General features: G+C 70.4%; 14 protein-coding genes. 8 read left to right on the top strand and 6 right to left on the bottom strand.

Annotation, left to right across the window (positions count from 1 at the left end; all coding sequences use genetic code 11):
- Nucleotides 1-314 precede the first annotated feature (314 nt).
- The 7 genes from OTB20_RS22045 (at nt 315) to OTB20_RS22015 (ending at nt 6130) form a co-directional block, all read left to right on the top strand.
- Nucleotides 315-704, top strand: a complete 390-nt coding sequence (locus OTB20_RS22045) for a BlaI/MecI/CopY family transcriptional regulator (protein ID WP_267819887.1) — start codon at nt 315-317, stop codon at nt 702-704.
- Nucleotides 701-1612 (top strand): M56 family metallopeptidase, encoded by a 912-nt coding sequence (locus OTB20_RS22040; RefSeq protein WP_267819886.1) that lies wholly within the window; start codon nt 701-703, stop codon nt 1610-1612. Before OTB20_RS22045 ends, OTB20_RS22040 begins: the two co-directional genes overlap by 4 nt.
- A gap of 130 nt (nt 1613-1742) precedes the next feature.
- Entirely contained in the window at nt 1743-2222 is a 480-nt protein-coding gene (locus OTB20_RS22035) for a GNAT family N-acetyltransferase (protein WP_267819885.1), read from the top strand.
- A gap of 261 nt (nt 2223-2483) precedes the next feature.
- Complete coding sequence (locus tag OTB20_RS22030; RefSeq protein WP_267819884.1) at nt 2484-3374, top strand: class I SAM-dependent methyltransferase; 891 nt, start codon at nt 2484-2486, stop codon at nt 3372-3374.
- Between the two features lie 125 nt (nt 3375-3499).
- On the top strand, nt 3500-3928 hold the full coding sequence (locus tag OTB20_RS22025) for a Fur family transcriptional regulator (RefSeq protein WP_267819883.1): 429 nt from the start codon (nt 3500-3502) through the stop codon (nt 3926-3928).
- 228 nt (nt 3929-4156) lie between these two features.
- Nucleotides 4157-4984, top strand: coding sequence for a helix-turn-helix transcriptional regulator (locus OTB20_RS22020; RefSeq protein ID WP_267819882.1), 828 nt, complete (start codon nt 4157-4159; stop codon nt 4982-4984).
- Nucleotides 4985-5077: 93 nt separating this feature from the next.
- On the top strand, nt 5078-6130 hold the full coding sequence (locus OTB20_RS22015; protein WP_267819881.1) for a helix-turn-helix transcriptional regulator: 1053 nt from the start codon (nt 5078-5080) through the stop codon (nt 6128-6130).
- Nucleotides 6131-6245: 115 nt separating this feature from the next.
- On the opposite strand, the gene OTB20_RS22010 is transcribed toward OTB20_RS22015, so the two are convergent.
- The 6 genes from OTB20_RS22010 to asnB form a co-directional block, all read right to left on the bottom strand.
- Nucleotides 6246-6578, bottom strand: coding sequence for a hypothetical protein (locus OTB20_RS22010; RefSeq protein WP_267819880.1), 333 nt, complete (start codon nt 6576-6578; stop codon nt 6246-6248).
- A 212-nt stretch (nt 6579-6790) separates the two neighbouring features.
- Complete coding sequence (gene mshA, locus OTB20_RS22005) at nt 6791-8107, bottom strand: D-inositol-3-phosphate glycosyltransferase (protein ID WP_267819907.1); 1317 nt, start codon at nt 8105-8107, stop codon at nt 6791-6793.
- Nucleotides 8108-8256: 149 nt separating this feature from the next.
- A complete protein-coding gene (locus tag OTB20_RS22000; RefSeq protein ID WP_267819905.1) occupies nt 8257-9882 on the bottom strand; it encodes a class I tRNA ligase family protein in 1626 nt (541 codons plus the stop codon).
- On the bottom strand, nt 9866-10603 hold the full coding sequence (locus OTB20_RS21995; protein WP_267819879.1) for an SDR family oxidoreductase: 738 nt from the start codon (nt 10601-10603) through the stop codon (nt 9866-9868). The genes OTB20_RS22000 and OTB20_RS21995 overlap by 17 nt, the downstream gene beginning before the upstream one ends.
- Before the next feature lie 132 nt (nt 10604-10735).
- Nucleotides 10736-11644, bottom strand: a complete 909-nt coding sequence (locus OTB20_RS21990) for a PrpF domain-containing protein (RefSeq protein WP_267819878.1) — start codon at nt 11642-11644, stop codon at nt 10736-10738.
- A 16-nt stretch (nt 11645-11660) separates the two neighbouring features.
- Nucleotides 11661-13487 carry an asparagine synthase (glutamine-hydrolyzing) gene (gene asnB / locus OTB20_RS21985; protein WP_267819877.1) on the bottom strand — a complete coding sequence of 609 codons (1827 nt, stop codon included), beginning with the start codon at nt 13485-13487 and terminating at the stop codon, nt 11661-11663.
- 117 nt (nt 13488-13604) lie between these two features.
- On the opposite strand from asnB, the gene OTB20_RS21980 reads away from it, so the two are divergent.
- Nucleotides 13605-14348 (top strand): PIG-L deacetylase family protein, encoded by a 744-nt coding sequence (locus OTB20_RS21980; protein ID WP_267819876.1) that lies wholly within the window; start codon nt 13605-13607, stop codon nt 14346-14348.
- The last annotated feature ends 40 nt before the right edge of the window (nt 14349-14388 follow it).

The raw sequence follows: 14388 nt of genomic DNA, 5'->3' as shown, positions 1-14388 counted from the left end.
CTGATCAACCTCGGGCTCACCCACACGAACGGCACTTGGCACCTCGCCCCAGCCGGCACATGACCACGAGGGGCTGCCCGGCCTGCGGCCGGACAGCCCCTCAACAAGATCTTCATCAGCCTTCTAGGCCGTCTCTTTCGGATCTTGCCGGGCTCGCGAACAGCCGCCCCGGAGCGAGGAGATCCTCGCTCCGGGGCGGCTCTCGGCACGGCTTACGAGTTCACGCCACAATACCCACCACGGGTATGCCTGTCCGGCGGTGGCGGCCCGTACGATGAGCCGCTCGCGAGGGTCGAGGGGCGAGGGGGACGCGCGTGCGCCGGCTGGGAGAGCTGGAAGCCGAGATCATGGACCGGGTGTGGTTGTGGCAACGGCCCACCACCGTCCGCGAGATCGTCGACGATATAAACCGGGGGCGTCAGGTCGCCTACACGACCGTCATGACAGTGGCCGACATCCTTCACCGCAAGGGCTGGCTGCGTCGCGAAAAGGCCGGCCGGGCGTGGCTCTACGAGGCGGTCCGCAGTCGCGAGGAGTACACGGCGGGCCTCATGCAGGACGCCCTCGGCGACAGCCAGAACCGCGAAGCCGCCCTCCTTCACTTCGTGGAACGCATGTCCCACGAGGACGTGGAAACCCTGGACGCCGTACTGCGCGCCGCCCGACGCGGCCGTCCGGAAGACGCCCCCCGGAGCAAGCGGTGAACCATCACGTCCTGCCGCCCCTCGGACTCGCCCTCGCCACCGGCGCGTTGGTGCCCTGGACGCTGGTCCGCGCCCGCTGGGCCCAGCAGGTCCCGCGGCTGGCGCTCGCCGCGTGGACGGTGTGCGGCGCGGTCTTCGCGCTCGCGGCGGCACTGATCCCGGCGCAACTGCTGCTCCCCGGCAGGATCAGCCACCGGCTCGTCGACATGACCCTGACCCTGACGCTCCCCTCCCTCGATCGGCTGGAGCATGCGGCCGGCCTCGAGTACGCCGCCGTGGCCGCCGCCCTCGCCGTCCTGGCGCTGCCCGTCACCGGCTTCCTGCTCGAGGTCCTGCGGGCACGCCGGGCCCGGGCCCGACATGCGGGAGTACTGCGGCTGGCCGGCCGGTACGACACGGGGCTGGGCGCGACCGTCCTGGACGACGAACGCCCGGCGATCTACTGCCTTCCCGGGCGGTCACGCCGGGTGGTGGTCTCGTCGGGCGCGGTGAACGCCCTGTCGGAGGCCCAACTGGCCGCCGCCCTGAGGCATGAGCGGGCTCATATCTCGGGCCGTCATCATTTGCTCGTCGCGGCCGCCAGGGCATACGCGACCGTGTTCTCCCGACTGCCACTGGCCCGCCTCGGCGGCGAGTCCGTACCCCTGCTTCTGGAGATGGCGGCGGACGACCGGGCGCTGCGCACCAGTTCACCGGAGGAACTCGCCACGGCTCTCTACACCTTGGCGGTCGGACGTTCCCCGCGCGGGGCGTTCGCGGCAAGCGGCCCCTCGGCAGCTTTGCGGATGCACCGCATCCTCACCCCGAACCATGCGGGACACCCCGCCCTGCGTGGTGTGCTCGCGCTCACGGCGACAGCGGCCGCCATCACCCCCCTCGTCCTTGCCTGTTGTTCCGTGCCGGGTTAGTGGGCAGCCGGCTCCAGCCACCCCAATTACTAAGCGAATTCGTAGATTTGGCATCGGCTTCCATCTCTCGAATTCCCGGCTATTGTGAGCCGGTGCGAGCGCATGACCGAGAACGGCGAGGTGGGGAAATATGCTGCTGACTCAAGTCCGGACGGCAGCATCCCATGACGCGGCATCAATTTCCCGACTTCTCGCCGAGGGGATTCGCGACAGCTACAGCGAAATACTCGGCCGGCCCAGCACCGAACGACTGGTTTCCGACCAGTGCGCCCTCCCCCGGCTAAGAGCTGAAATAGAAATGCCCGGCGGGGCGCCGGGCTGGCTGGGCTGGCTGGTCGCCGCCGGCCCGGACGGCGTCATCCACGGTGTCGCGTCAGGTGGCGTGGCGGTGCCGGCCCAAGGTGAGATCTACGCCCTGTGCACCGCCCTCGGCCGACGCCGGAGCGGTATCGGAACGGCCTTGCTGGCGGCGGTCACCCTGCGGATGGTCGCGTACGGCGCCACCTCCCAGCGCATCGGCCTTCCCGTCGAGCAGGACCCGGCACTGCCGTTCTTCACGCACCACGATTTCGCCCGCGTCACGCCGGTTCGGCTCGGCCGCACGCTCTGACCTTCCGCACGCTCCGACCTGCCGCGCCATCCGGACTGCCGCATACTCCGACCTGCCGCGCCATCCGGACTGCTATCGAGGCGCCCGCCCTCCCCGCCTCGCCCCGGACGGGCCGTGGCAGATCCACGCCATCGCGTGTTCACGCAGCCCTTTGCGCTGGTCCGCCCCCCGCCCCACAGGACAGGATTTCCTCAACGGCGCGGTACCGGCGGCACGGAGTCCCGCCGTGACTGCTGGACCGGACGAGCCCCTGGAGGAGCGATGCACACACCGAGCGGCACTTCCCTGCCCGTCGTGCCCGCTGCGCTCGCGCCGGTCCGGCCGTTCGCGTACGCGGGAACGGGCGGGGCGGCGGGAACCGGCATCCGCGCCGCTTCGGACCACCTGCCCGGCCTCGAATCCACCGCCCCCGTCGGCGACGACTCGGTGTGGCTGCACGATGCGCTGCTCGGCCCCCACAGTGCCGACATCGTCCGCTACCTGAGCTTGGCCCGGAGCACCGGTGGACCGGTCCTCGACCTCGGGTCGGGGGCGGGCCGGCTCGCCGTGCCGTTCGCTCGCCACGGCTTCCTCGTCGAGGCCGTCGACCGGGACGCTTCGAGCCTGGAACGGCTGCAGACGTGGGGCCGGCGGATCGGGCCGCAGGTGTCGCGGCTCGTGATTCCCACGTGCGCCGATCTCGCGGAGCTGCGCCTGCGGCGTACGTACCGGCTCGCGCTGCTGGCCGGGACCATGATCTCCGCCGTCTCCCCGCGGGTCCGCCCCGGGCTGCTGCACGAGATCGCATCGCACCTGGATCCCGGCGGCGCGCTCGCCCTCGACTACACGGCGCACCACCTGCGAGGGCTGTCGGAGGATCCGCACCGCACCTGGGTGTTCCAAGTGCCCCGCTTCGACGGGGTCCAGGAGTGGGTGGTGGCGCGCCAGATCTTCGACCTGACGGACATGAGCGAGCGCATCACCTACTACGCGGCCCGGACGGGGAAGTCCAGTTCCGAGCGAGTCGTCCTGACCACCGACAAGTGGGTCATCGATCCGCAACGGCTCACTGACGAGCTGGATGCGGCCGGGCTCCGCGTCGAGGACCGCCGGCGCCACCGCATCGACGACCGGACGGAAAGCGTGCTCCTCGTCTGCAGGGCGCGCGCCTGACCCTCGGCGGCAACCTCCGTCCACGACCTCCCAGCCAGGCGGGCAAGAGGTACGATGCCCTCAAACCTTTGGGTCGACCAGGTGATGGACGCCTGCTGACGGAGGGTGGCGGAGGAGTGGCTGTCATGCAGGAGTCAACGGGCCGCGATGCGGTGATCCAGCGCCTCCGTGACGTGGGGCTGCGGGTCACGGGGCCCCGCCTGGAGGTGCTCCAGGTACTGGCAGCGGGTGGCCACATGGACGTCGAGACCATCACCGCGACCGCCCGCGAGCGGCTCGGCACCCTGACCAGCCAGGCCGTCTACGAGATGCTTCGCCACTTCCTCGAAACGGGCCTGGCCACGAAGTTCGACCGACCCGGGCTGCCGGCCGTCTTCGAGGTCTCCGGCACGCCTCACCAGCACGCCCTCTGCGTGCGCTGCGGCCGGGTGGAGAACGTACGGACCGAGACACCGAAAGCGATCGGTGCGGGTCTCGATGAGTGGCAGATGGGCGAAGCGGATGTAGTGTTCAAGGGCTTGTGCCCCGACTGCCTGCGTGCGGTGGGTGATTGAGCCTGAGACCGGAGGGGGTGCTGCGCTCTGAGCAGGTACGGGATCGGTTCGCGAGCGGGTGACCAGACCCTCGCGCTCTACCTCGAGCTTCGCGAGCACCCGGAGTCCGGAACCGACAAGGCCGCCGCCTTCCTCGGCCTGTCGACGGAAGAGCGCGAGCGCTGCCTGTCCGAGCTCTCGACGCTCGGCCTGCTGGGACACCCCGGATCCAAGGACGGCCACGGCGCCGTGGAACCGGGCATCGCGTTGCTCGGGCTCCTTCGGGCCGAACGGGAACGCCTGCAGAACCGGCTGACGGAGACCGCCCGCTTCCACGACACTCTCGACGTCCTGGCCGGGCCCATCCTGCGCGCCGGCGCCACCCCCAGGCGCGAGGTCGGAGTCGAGATCGTGACCGGCCTCGACCGGGTCCGCCTGGAACGGGCCGCGATCTCCGAGTCCGTGGCACACGACCGTCAGACCATGCACACGGGCGCCGTCGGCCGCGAGGAGAGCGAGCACACCCTCGATGAGGATCGACGGCAACTGGCGCGCGGTGTACGGGTGCGCGCCATGTACGGTCGCCGCGCGGGTTCCGTGCCGGACATGGCCCAGCACCTGCGCGCACGAGCCGAACTGGGAGTGGAGATAAGGACCTCCCCCGTCGTCCCGATGAACATGCTGCTCGCGGACGAGAATTTCGCCCTGCTCCCCACCGACCTGCACGATCCGGCCGCGGGAACCATCGTCGCGCGGGGAGCCGCATTGGTCGGCTCGTACCTGGCGCTGTACGAATACTGCTGGCAGTGCGCGACGCCCTACGGGGAGGACTCGCCGGCCGACCGAGGCGGTGCCGGACTGTCCGAACAGCAAGTAGTCGCCCTGCACATGCTCGCCTCAGGCGTGAAGGACGAGGAGATCGCCCGCAACCTGGGGGTGTCGCTGCGCACCGCGAGTCGACTTCTCTCCGAAGTCATGCAGGAGTTGGGAGCCGCGAGCCGCTTCGAGGCGGGGGTCAAGGCAGCACGTCTGGGCTGGCTGGACGCGAAGAGCGGCACATCGGCAGACCCCATGTGAGGTACACCACAGGCGACTTCGGGGCCGGGAGCTCTCTTCCTGGCGTGTGACAAAGTGTGGCGGGCATTCAGATGATCGGGGGGTGACTTCGCGATGTCGGCGGGCGACGACAGGAACGCTATCCAGTCGACCAACAGGGTTCTTTCGCTTTACCAGGAACTGCGTCAGCGCGGGGTGTCCAATCTCGACGAGCTTTTCGCCGAGCTGAAGTTACCGCCGGAAGAGCACGCACGGCGACGAGCGGAACTGATCGCCCTCGGCCTCATCGTGCCCACGAGCACGACCCACGCCACGCGTGCCGATCTCAAGTCGGGCACCTGGGAGTCCGGACCGGACACGGTCGCCGTGGTCGATCCCGAGATAGCCCTGCTGCGCATGCTGCAACAGGAGCGGGAGCGTTTGCGGGAGCACTTGGACGAGTCCGACCGCGCTTACAGCACGCTCGAAGCACTCGTGGAGAAGTTCCTCCGGCCCGGTTCCCTGAACGGCTCCGAGGTCGAGGTGGAGCTCCTCAGCGACTACCGCAGGATCCAGCAGGTGCTGGAGGACATCACCGATGTCATTCAGCACAACCTCGCTTCCATGCACGTGACCGCCCTGGTGCGAGAGGTTGCGGACCGTGTGCTCAACCGGGACCTGAGGCAGATCGAGAACGGCGTGCGCATCCGCGCCATCTACCACCAGCGCATCACCGCCTCCCCGGAGGCGGCCGAGATGCTGCGCCGCCGCGTCGAGGTGGGCGTCGAGATCCGGCTGTCCCCCGCGGTCCCCATGAACATGATCATCGCGGACCAGCAGTTCGCCGTCCTCCCCGCCCATCCGGACGATCGAGCCGCCGGCGCGATCCTGGCCCGCGGCCCAGCTCTCGTCCGCTCGTACCTGGCACTGTACGAACACTGTTGGCACACGGCGACTCCGTACGGCGACGACCTCGCGGCCGAACGCGGCGGGGACGGACTGTCGGAACAACAGCGCGCCGCTCTGAAAATGCTGGCTTCCGGAATGAAGGACGAAAAGATCGCCCGGAGCCTGGGGGTCTCGCTGAGGACGGTGAGCCGCATGCTGTCCGAGTTGATGCAGGAGCTCGGAGCGTCGAGCCGCTTCGAAGCCGGCGTGCGCGCTTATCGACTCGGCTGGCTCGACTGATTCCGGTCCGCTTCCTCCCCGCAATGGCGAAATACCGATGCGGGATTTTCGGACCCGCGACCGAAAAGCCCCGCGTCCACCTGGAGCGGTGTTCACGGGGCCGGATCCGTCGGCGTCAGTCGCGCGGAGCCGCCGGAGCCGGGACGGGCGTGGCGGAGTCCCAGCCGTTGCCGTTCGACGAGGACGGCGACGGGGACGGCGTGCCGCTGCCGTCCGCCGCTGCCAGAACCGGCTTGGCGGAGTCCCAGCCGTTGCCGTTCGACGAGGTCGGAGTCGGGGACGGGGAAGAACCGAGGAGGTCGACACCGTCGGCCACCGAGTGCTGCGCTGCGGTCGCCGACGAGGACGCGACTACCGCCGCTCCGCCCGCGACCGCGGTACAGAACAGGAGGGCGAGGGCGAACTGGCCGGCAGTCTTGCGAATTCCGGTGGCGTGAACAGCAGACATGATTCCTCCAGGAATGTGGAATGCGATTTCCGCCTTCACGGGTCCCGTGCCGCCGGGCCCCCTCGAAGACATCTCCATTCTTGTCGCGCCTCCAGGCTGAATCCAGCGTTCCTCCATGCGTGGAAACGCCATGGCGTGGATGAGACAAGGAAGCACCAACGCGGCACAATCCCACGAGAGTTCATAAAGATGTTACAGTTCCAGTTCTTTGGTCAGACCAAAAGAGATGTTAGGCTGGTATTCCGGCCTTCCCGACCCTCCAGGAGGGGAACGCCGGAGAGGCAGGAGCGTGCCGTCGCTCCTGCCTCATTTGCGTTTCCGCCAGGCTGTTCCGCTCGCAGAGCGCCTCGGTACACCTCCAGCGTCCGCGCCGCCGCTGCCCGCCAACTCAAGCCCCGCGCATGGCGCACCGCCGCCTCACCCATGCTCTCAGCGGCCTCCGGGTGCTCCGCGAACCACCGGAGCCCGCAGGCGTAATCCACTGGATCGTGGCCGGGAACCAGCACCCCGGTCACCCCGTCCCACACCGCTGTCGGCAATCCGCCGACGGCCGCGGCCAGGACCGGTGTTCCGCACGCCTGTGCCTCCAACGCGACCAGCCCGAAGGACTCGCTGCGCGAAGGCATCACCAGGACGTCCGCCGCCCGGTACCAGTCCGCCAGCTCCTGCTGCGGCACGGGCGGCAAGCACCGCAGGACGTCCGCAACCCCCAACTCCCGTGCCAGGTCCGGGATCCCACTGCTGGGGCCGGCGCCCGAATGCCCCCCGACCACCGGAACGACCAGACGGCCGCGCAGCGCCGGGGCGGTCCTCAGGAGTTCGGCGACCGCCCCCACGAGCACGTCCGGGCCTTTGAGCGGCTGGATGCGGCCCGCGTACAGGGGGATGAAGGCACGGGTGGGCAATCCGAGGCGCGCCCGCGCGGCCGCCTTTCCGTCACCGGGGTGGAAGGTGTCCAGATCGACGCCCGGCCGGACCACGTCCACGCGCGGCGCCGAAGCCCCGTACAGATCCCGCAACGCCCCCGCCTCGTCGGCCGTATTGGCTATCAGCCGGTCCGCGGAGGCTGTGACCTGCTGCTCGCCGCGGATCCTCAGCTCGGGTTCCGGGGTGTCACCATCGGCGAGGGCCGCGTTCTTCACCCGGGCGAGGGTGTGCGCGGTGTGGACGAGCGGTATCCCCCAGCCCGCGGCGGCGATGCGGCCGGCCTGGCCGGAGAGCCAGTAGTGGGAGTGGATGAGGTCGTAGCGCCGCCGCTCCTTCAGCAGTGCCAGCGAGAAGGGCACCACCAGGCCCGGCATGTCCTCCTTGGGAAGGGCGGCGCGCGGCCCCGCGTTCAGGTGGCGGACCCGTACGCCCGGGGCGAGGACCACCAGGGACGGACCGCCCTCACCCCGACAGCGGGTGAAGAGGTCCACCTCGACACCCTGTTCCGCGAGGGCGCGGGAGAGCTGGACCATGTAGACGTTCATGCCTCCCGCGTCCCCGGTGCCGGGCTGGTGGAGCGGGGAGGTGTGGACACTGAGCATGGCGACGCGCAGGGACACGTGGAGCTCCTACTGGAACGGGCCACGTGCCCTGCGCCGCCGCGTGGCCGGCCGACGCACCACGCGGCGAAGGGGGTTCTTGCCGTTTGCCGTCGGGCCGTCGTGTGCCGGGGCCCTCCGGGGTGAACCGGTCAGAAGCCGAAGACCGGCCCTGACGGTGGGGCCAGCCGGCTGCCGGGCGGGGGCGGGGCGAGCGCCGCCCCGGATACGGGGCGACCGGGCGCCGCCCTGAGCGCCGACGCGAGACGCTCCGCGCCTTCCGGCATCACGGGCATGGCCCAGGCGCTCAGGGCGCAGGCCACCGCCAGTTGGGCGGACAGGGCCGGAAGGTGGCGGCAATCCGCTGTGGGCCGGCCCCTCTCGTGTGCGTTGACGTGGCCGAAGTCGGACACCAAGCGGACGGCTTCGTCGAGCAGGGCGACCGATCGGCGGGGGTCGAAGGTGTCGGGGCCGTACGTCTCGCGCAGGTCCTCCACCGTCCGCAGCAGCCGCCGTTCCAGGACCTCCCAGCCGGCGCCGCCCGGCAGGGCCGCCGGAGCCAGGCCCGCGCTGTGCGCCCGTACCGCCGCGAACATCCGGGTCAGCCAGCTGTTCCAGTTCTCGTCCAGCTCCGTTCTGGCGGCCTCGAGCCGTTCGGTGCGGAACACCGTCCGTCGGCCCAGCGGGCGAGCCTGCAGGACGTACCGGCGCAGTGTGTCGGAGCCGTATTCGGTGAGGAGGTCCAGCGCCCACACCTGGTGGTCGGAGCCGGAGACGATGGTCCGGTCCTCGATGACGAGCGACTCGTTCACCCGGAAGTCCTGCGGAAGTTTGATGCCCTGGGACAGGAGGAGGACCGGCAGCAGGACGGCGTGGCAGAAGGCATGGCCGAACCCGCAGAAGTGGAGGGTGCGTTCGGGCAGCGGCCGGTCGTCGCCGTACCCGAACAGGTGCATCGCGGCCGCCTCGAAGCAGCCGTCGATCCGCTGCTCGGGGAAACCCTCCACCGGGACGCTCGTCCCCCACTGCGCCGGATGCGACACCGCGAGGTCCGCCAGCCCGTCCTCGGCCAGCGAGGCGCACAGTGCGGCGAGGCTGGGCGGCAGTTCGGTGGCGGCCCAGTAGTCGGCGAGCGTCTCGCGGAAGGGTTCCAGCGGGATGTAGAGGCGACGGCAGCGCCGCAGCACTGCCGGGGTGGCGCACACGGCGCAGCGGGGCTCCCCCAGGTCCGCGCCGTCGTTGGGGCGCGCGCACTCGTGGCACATCCCGCCTTCGCTGACGGCCGTGCAGTGCGGGCAGGACCCGGTGACGTGCGCGCCGTGCAGCCAGCGGTCGCACGGTTCGCAGTACGGGAGCGGCCTCGTACGGGCCGCGATGACCCCGTCCGCGTGGAGCCGCCGGAAGAGGTCGGCGACCCAGCGGCCGTAGCCCCGGTCCTGGCGCGGCCGCACGATGTGATCGAACTCGATGCCCGAGCGCAGCCAGTCCGCGGTGATCGCGGCCCGGTAGCCCTCGGCGACCTCTTCGGGTTTGCGACCCGTCCGCAGTGCCCGTACGTGGACGGAGCTGGCGTGGTCGGCGGTTCCGGTGGTGAACAGGACCGGTTCGCCCTCGGCGCGCAGGTAGCGGGCCAGGACATCGGCCGCGACGTACGGTCCCGCGAGATGACCGATGTGGAGTTCGCCGTGGCTGGCGGGCGGGGTCGCGGTGATCCAGAAAGGGGTGCTCATGGGACCTCCTTGACGCTGTGGTGCGAAATGCTCAGCGAGGCTCGAAATGGAAGGAGCGGATGAAGCAGTCGCGCGGCTGCTCGACGGCGTAGACGATGCATTCGAAGAGGGCCTGGGTCGTGAGTTTCTCGTCGCGCATCGCGTCGTCCACCGTGATGCCCTCCCACTCGGCGAATCGCGGGTCGGACGTGGAGAAGTCCGGGGGATAGAGCGAGAACACCCGGACGCCCGAAGGGCTCAATCGGCGCGCAAGGATGTCGGCGAATCCGGCCTGCGCGCTCTTGGCCGCCCAGAACGCCTCGTGTGCCGCGGCCGCGGAGGATCCGCCGGCGTCCCGTACGGCGACCATGTTGACGATGTCGGGGCGCTGGGAGGACCGCAGCAGCGGCAGGAAGTGCTTGACCATCAGGACCGTCCCGCCGGCCGTGGACTCGATCGTCTCCACGATCTCGTCGTCCGACGCGTCCTCCAGGTCCACGGCGTCCAGCCATCGGGCACCGTTGTTGACCAGCAGGTCCACCCGGTCGGTGTGTTCGCCGACCCGGCGGGCGAACTCCCTTATCTCCGCCGGCCGGCTCAGGTCGCACCCGAAGGCGTGGATGCGGTCGCGTGCGGATCCCATGACCTCGGCTCGGGTGCGCTCGGCCACCTCCACGGTCCGGGCCGACACGTAGACCTCGGCTCCCAGGTGGGCGAATCCGATGGCGAGTGCCCGGCCGAAATGACGCGATGCGCCGGTCACGACGACGCGCAGATTTTCGAATTTCATTCTTCGCTCGGTCTCCCTCACTGGGATGCGAATGCAGTCGAATTCACGATGCCCGTCCGGCAATCAGGACAGGCGGTCCACATCAGCGTGACAGAGGGAGGAAGCGGGAAGTCCCGTGAGGGGGTTGCGCATTCACGCCGTTGCGTGGATACGCCACGGCAGCTCGAGCTGCCGCACAATGGTGGCGCGCTTGTGGTGCACGCTGACCCGGTCGGACGTGGAGGATACGGTGGCCGGTCCGCCGGGCGTCTGGACAACTCCGCCGAGCGGACGCACGACCGTACCGGGGAGCGCGGCTGCCGCGGCGAGGGCGGTGGCACCGGTGAGCGCGAGCGAAGGATGCCAGCCGTCGACGGTTACGGCGCGCACGGCGGTGGCCGCCGCGGAGTGGTCGACGGCAGCGATCTTGGGCAGGGCGGAGTGCGGCGCGTACCCCAGCGCCCGGGCGGCGCGGGCGCGCAGGGCCAGGAGCCGGCGCAGCACCGTCTCCCCGGCGGCGAAGAGCTCGTCCCGGGAGCCGATCCCCAGGTGGCGGGCGTCCACGAAGACGTAGGGGTTCCCGTACCGCACGAGCGAGACCGGAACGCCGTCGAGCCGGTCGAGGGGCCGGCCGGTGGGCAGCACGCCCCTTGCGCCCGGCGCCCGTAAGAAGTGCAGCGTGTACGTGTCGGCGGCCGCTGCGCGCGGCTGCTCCGGTACGCATAGGACCTGGTCGCCGGTCGTGACGGTTCGCACCGTGACGGAACCCGGCATCCCTGCGGCGGCCACGCAGGCGAGCAGGGAGTGGCCGCACCCGGTACGGAAGTCGAAACTGCCGTCGGGCATGGCCTGGACGAAGCGGTAGTCCAGGTCCGTGCCGGGGGCGCCCGAGGGCCCGTAGAGGGCGATCTTGGCGAGGTGGTCGTGGCCAGACCTCGCCAAGCTCTCCCGTAGGGCGCGGAGTTCTGCCCGTAACGCCAGTGCTCCGAGGGGCAGTTCGGACAGATTCACCACCAAGGTGGGGCCAGGAGCTCCCGCCGCCCGCACGACGGTCGCGATCATGAGACGATCGCTCCGCTCACGCGGCGCATCCGACCGGGATGCGCATCCCCCGGACGACGTCGGTCCACAGTTCGTGGGTCGCCAGCGCCCACAGGGCGAGCGCGTCCTGGTCCGACGGGCGCTCCAGTTGCCGGGCGAGGAGGCGCTGTACGCGGTCGGGCCTGACCTGCCCGCCTCGTGCGAGCCGCTCCGGGGCCAGGAGTTCCCGGACGGGTCCGAGGAGCGGGCTGCCGGGGCTGAGCATCGCGGTCACCGGCAGGGTGAAGGGCTGCTTGGGCCGGTTCAGCACGCTGGTGGGCAGCAGCTCGCGGCCGGCCTCGTACAACGCCCGCTTGCCCCGTCGAGCGTGTTCGGGGAGTCCGCGGGCGTGCGCGGCGACGGAGGGCTGGCAGAACGGCATCCGGGCTTCGACCGCCCACGCCATGCTCAGGTGGTCGACTCGGCGGAGGTGGTAGGCGGGCAGCCGCCAGCGGGTCTCGAACGAGGTGATCGCGGTGAGCCGGTCCGTGCGCGCGGAGCGCAGTTCCCGCTCGATCCGATCGGCGGCAGATCCCTCGTCGGCTATGTGGGCCCGGTACGAGGGTGTGTAGAGGTGGTCGCGGAGCATTCTGGGCGCCGCGGACAGCGCGTCGGTGTAGGAGGCGGCCCAGTCGGCGCCCGGCGGGGCCTGGAGGGCGTCACGCAGCCGGGCATAGCCGCCGAAGAGCTCGTCGGCGCCGTCCCCGGTGAGGGCGACGGTGAAACCGGCCTGCCGGACGGCCCGGAAGAGGGCGTAGGTGCTCAGGGCGATGGGGTCTGCGTTCGGCTGCCCCAGGTGCCGGGTGGCCCGGGTCAGCAGCGACCACAGTTCGCGCGGGTCCAGCGCCACTTCGTGGTGGACCGTGCGGGCCTGCCGGGCGACGGCACGGGCGTGGGTGTGCTCGGAGCCCGGCCATTTGCCCTGGTAGGTGAGGTGGAAGGTGTGCAGGGCGGGCGCGTCGTGCTCCCGCGCGTATTCCGCGGCCAGCGCGGTCACCAGGCCGGAATCGAGGCCGCCGCTCGTGAGGGCGCAGACCGGTACGTCCGCTCGCGCGAGGCGTCGCACTTCGCGGCGCAGTACGTCCTCGGTGTCGAAGCCCGCCTCCGAGGGTGCGGCGGGCGCCGTGGGGCGTCGCCGTACAGCCGGTTCCCGCCCCGGGCCGACCACAGCGGTCGCGCCCGGGGGCATGACGCTGATGCCTTCCAGGGCGGTCTGTGTGGAGAAGGGGGTCCGGGTGGCGAGGACGGTGTCGAGGGTGTCTGCGCGAGGGGCGATCTCGACCCCTTCGAAAGCAAGGAGTGCGGGGATCTCCGAAGCGAAGCGGAAGGAGCCGTCCGCGCCCCGGTGGTAGTGGAGGGGCTTCATCCCCATGGGGTCGACGGCGAGGACGAGCCGGGGGCTCGCCCGCAAGTCGAGTACGGCGACGGCGAACATCCCGTCGAGCCTCTCGGCGAAGGCCGGACCGTACTCGGCGTAGAGCGCGGGCAGCAAGGTGCCGTCGCACACGTCGGGGAAGCGGTGGCCCCGGTGGGCGAGCTCGCGCCGGAGGGCCTGGTGGTTGTAGATCTCACCGTTGAGGACGGCGGTGATCCCGGGCAGGTGGGGCAGCCGGTAGGGCTGCCGGCCGCCGCGGAGGTCGGTCACGGCGAGCCGGTCGCACCCGAGCGACCACCCGGGGCCGCTGAGCACGTCGTGCTCGTCGGGACCGCCGTGCCGCTGCCTGGCGGAGACCGCCGCGAGTTCGTCCGGGTCGGGTCGCGCCGCGCCGGCCGAGAAGGAGCCGAAAATCCTGCACATGCCGGTGCCTCCGGATTCCACGTTCACGCGGTTAAATCAATTATTTGAAGCTACCAAATTTTTGGATGGCGTAGAAGTGTCATGTCGCAAGTACGCCAGAGGAGTTGCCTTGCAAGCCGCCACCAGGCACAACAGGCTGAACCCATGGAGCACTTCGCGACCGATTCGATAGACCGCAGCGCCCCGGAATCCCTGCTGGTGGTGGCCGCACACCCGGACGACATCGAGTTCTGTGTAAGCGGCACGGTGATGCGGTGGATCGCCCAGGGCACGACCCGGGTCACGTACTGCATCGTCACCGACGGCGGCGCCGGCGGGTACGACGAACAACTCCCCCGCCAGGCGATGGGGGACCTCCGGCGAGCCGAACAGGTGCACTCGGCCAAGCGGAGCGGCGTCGAGGACGTCCGCTTCCTCGGCTATCCCGACAGCTTCGTCGAACCGAGCGTGGAGTTGCGCCGCGACTTGTGCCGGGTGATCCGACAGGTCCGCCCCCAACGCGCCGTCATCCCCAGTCCGGAGATCAACTGGGCTCGCGTGGCCGACCTGCACCCGGACCATCGCGCGGTCGGCGACGCCGCCCTGCGTGCGGTCTACCCCGAGGCCCGCAATCCCTTCGCGCACCCCTCCCTCCTCAAGGAGGAGGGGCTGGAGCCCTGGATCGTGCCGGAGCTGTGGCTGATGACCGGCCCCACGCCGAACCAGTACATCGACGTCACCCCCGTCTTCGACCGCAAGGTCGAGGCCCTGCGGATCCACACCTCGCAGACGGCCCACTTCGACGACTTGGCAGGCCTGCTACGGGACTGGCTGGGGGAACACGCGAGGTCAGCGGGGCTGCCGGCGGGGCGGATGGCGGAAGCCTTCCAGGTCGTCAAGATCGACTGAGATCCGCATCCGGTCCGATCCGCAGCGAACGGGCCGGGCC

The sequence above is a fragment of the Streptomyces sp. H27-H1 genome, assembly GCF_026627445.1.
Classification (GTDB): Bacteria; Actinomycetota; Actinomycetes; order Streptomycetales; family Streptomycetaceae; genus Streptomyces.
The sequence above is the reverse complement of the archived record's forward strand: the minus strand, read 5'-3'. Positions and strand labels throughout refer to the sequence as shown.

Excerpts from the sequence above, each read along its gene's own strand:
- OTB20_RS22035 (WP_267819885.1), top strand. The coding sequence starts at position 1,743 with ATGCTGCTGACTCAAGTCCGGACGGCAGCATCCCATGACGCGGCATCA.
- OTB20_RS22030 (WP_267819884.1), top strand. The coding sequence starts at position 2,484 with ATGCACACACCGAGCGGCACTTCCCTGCCCGTCGTGCCCGCTGCGCTC.
- OTB20_RS22025 (WP_267819883.1), top strand. The coding sequence starts at position 3,500 with ATGCAGGAGTCAACGGGCCGCGATGCGGTGATCCAGCGCCTCCGTGAC.
- OTB20_RS22015 (WP_267819881.1), top strand. The coding sequence starts at position 5,078 with ATGTCGGCGGGCGACGACAGGAACGCTATCCAGTCGACCAACAGGGTT.
- OTB20_RS22010 (WP_267819880.1), bottom strand. The coding sequence starts at position 6,578 with ATGTCTGCTGTTCACGCCACCGGAATTCGCAAGACTGCCGGCCAGTTC.
- mshA (WP_267819907.1), bottom strand. The coding sequence starts at position 8,107 with ATGCTCAGTGTCCACACCTCCCCGCTCCACCAGCCCGGCACCGGGGAC.
- OTB20_RS21995 (WP_267819879.1), bottom strand. The coding sequence starts at position 10,603 with ATGAAATTCGAAAATCTGCGCGTCGTCGTGACCGGCGCATCGCGTCAT.
- OTB20_RS21990 (WP_267819878.1), bottom strand. The coding sequence starts at position 11,644 with ATGATCGCGACCGTCGTGCGGGCGGCGGGAGCTCCTGGCCCCACCTTG.
- OTB20_RS21980 (WP_267819876.1), top strand. The coding sequence starts at position 13,605 with ATGGAGCACTTCGCGACCGATTCGATAGACCGCAGCGCCCCGGAATCC.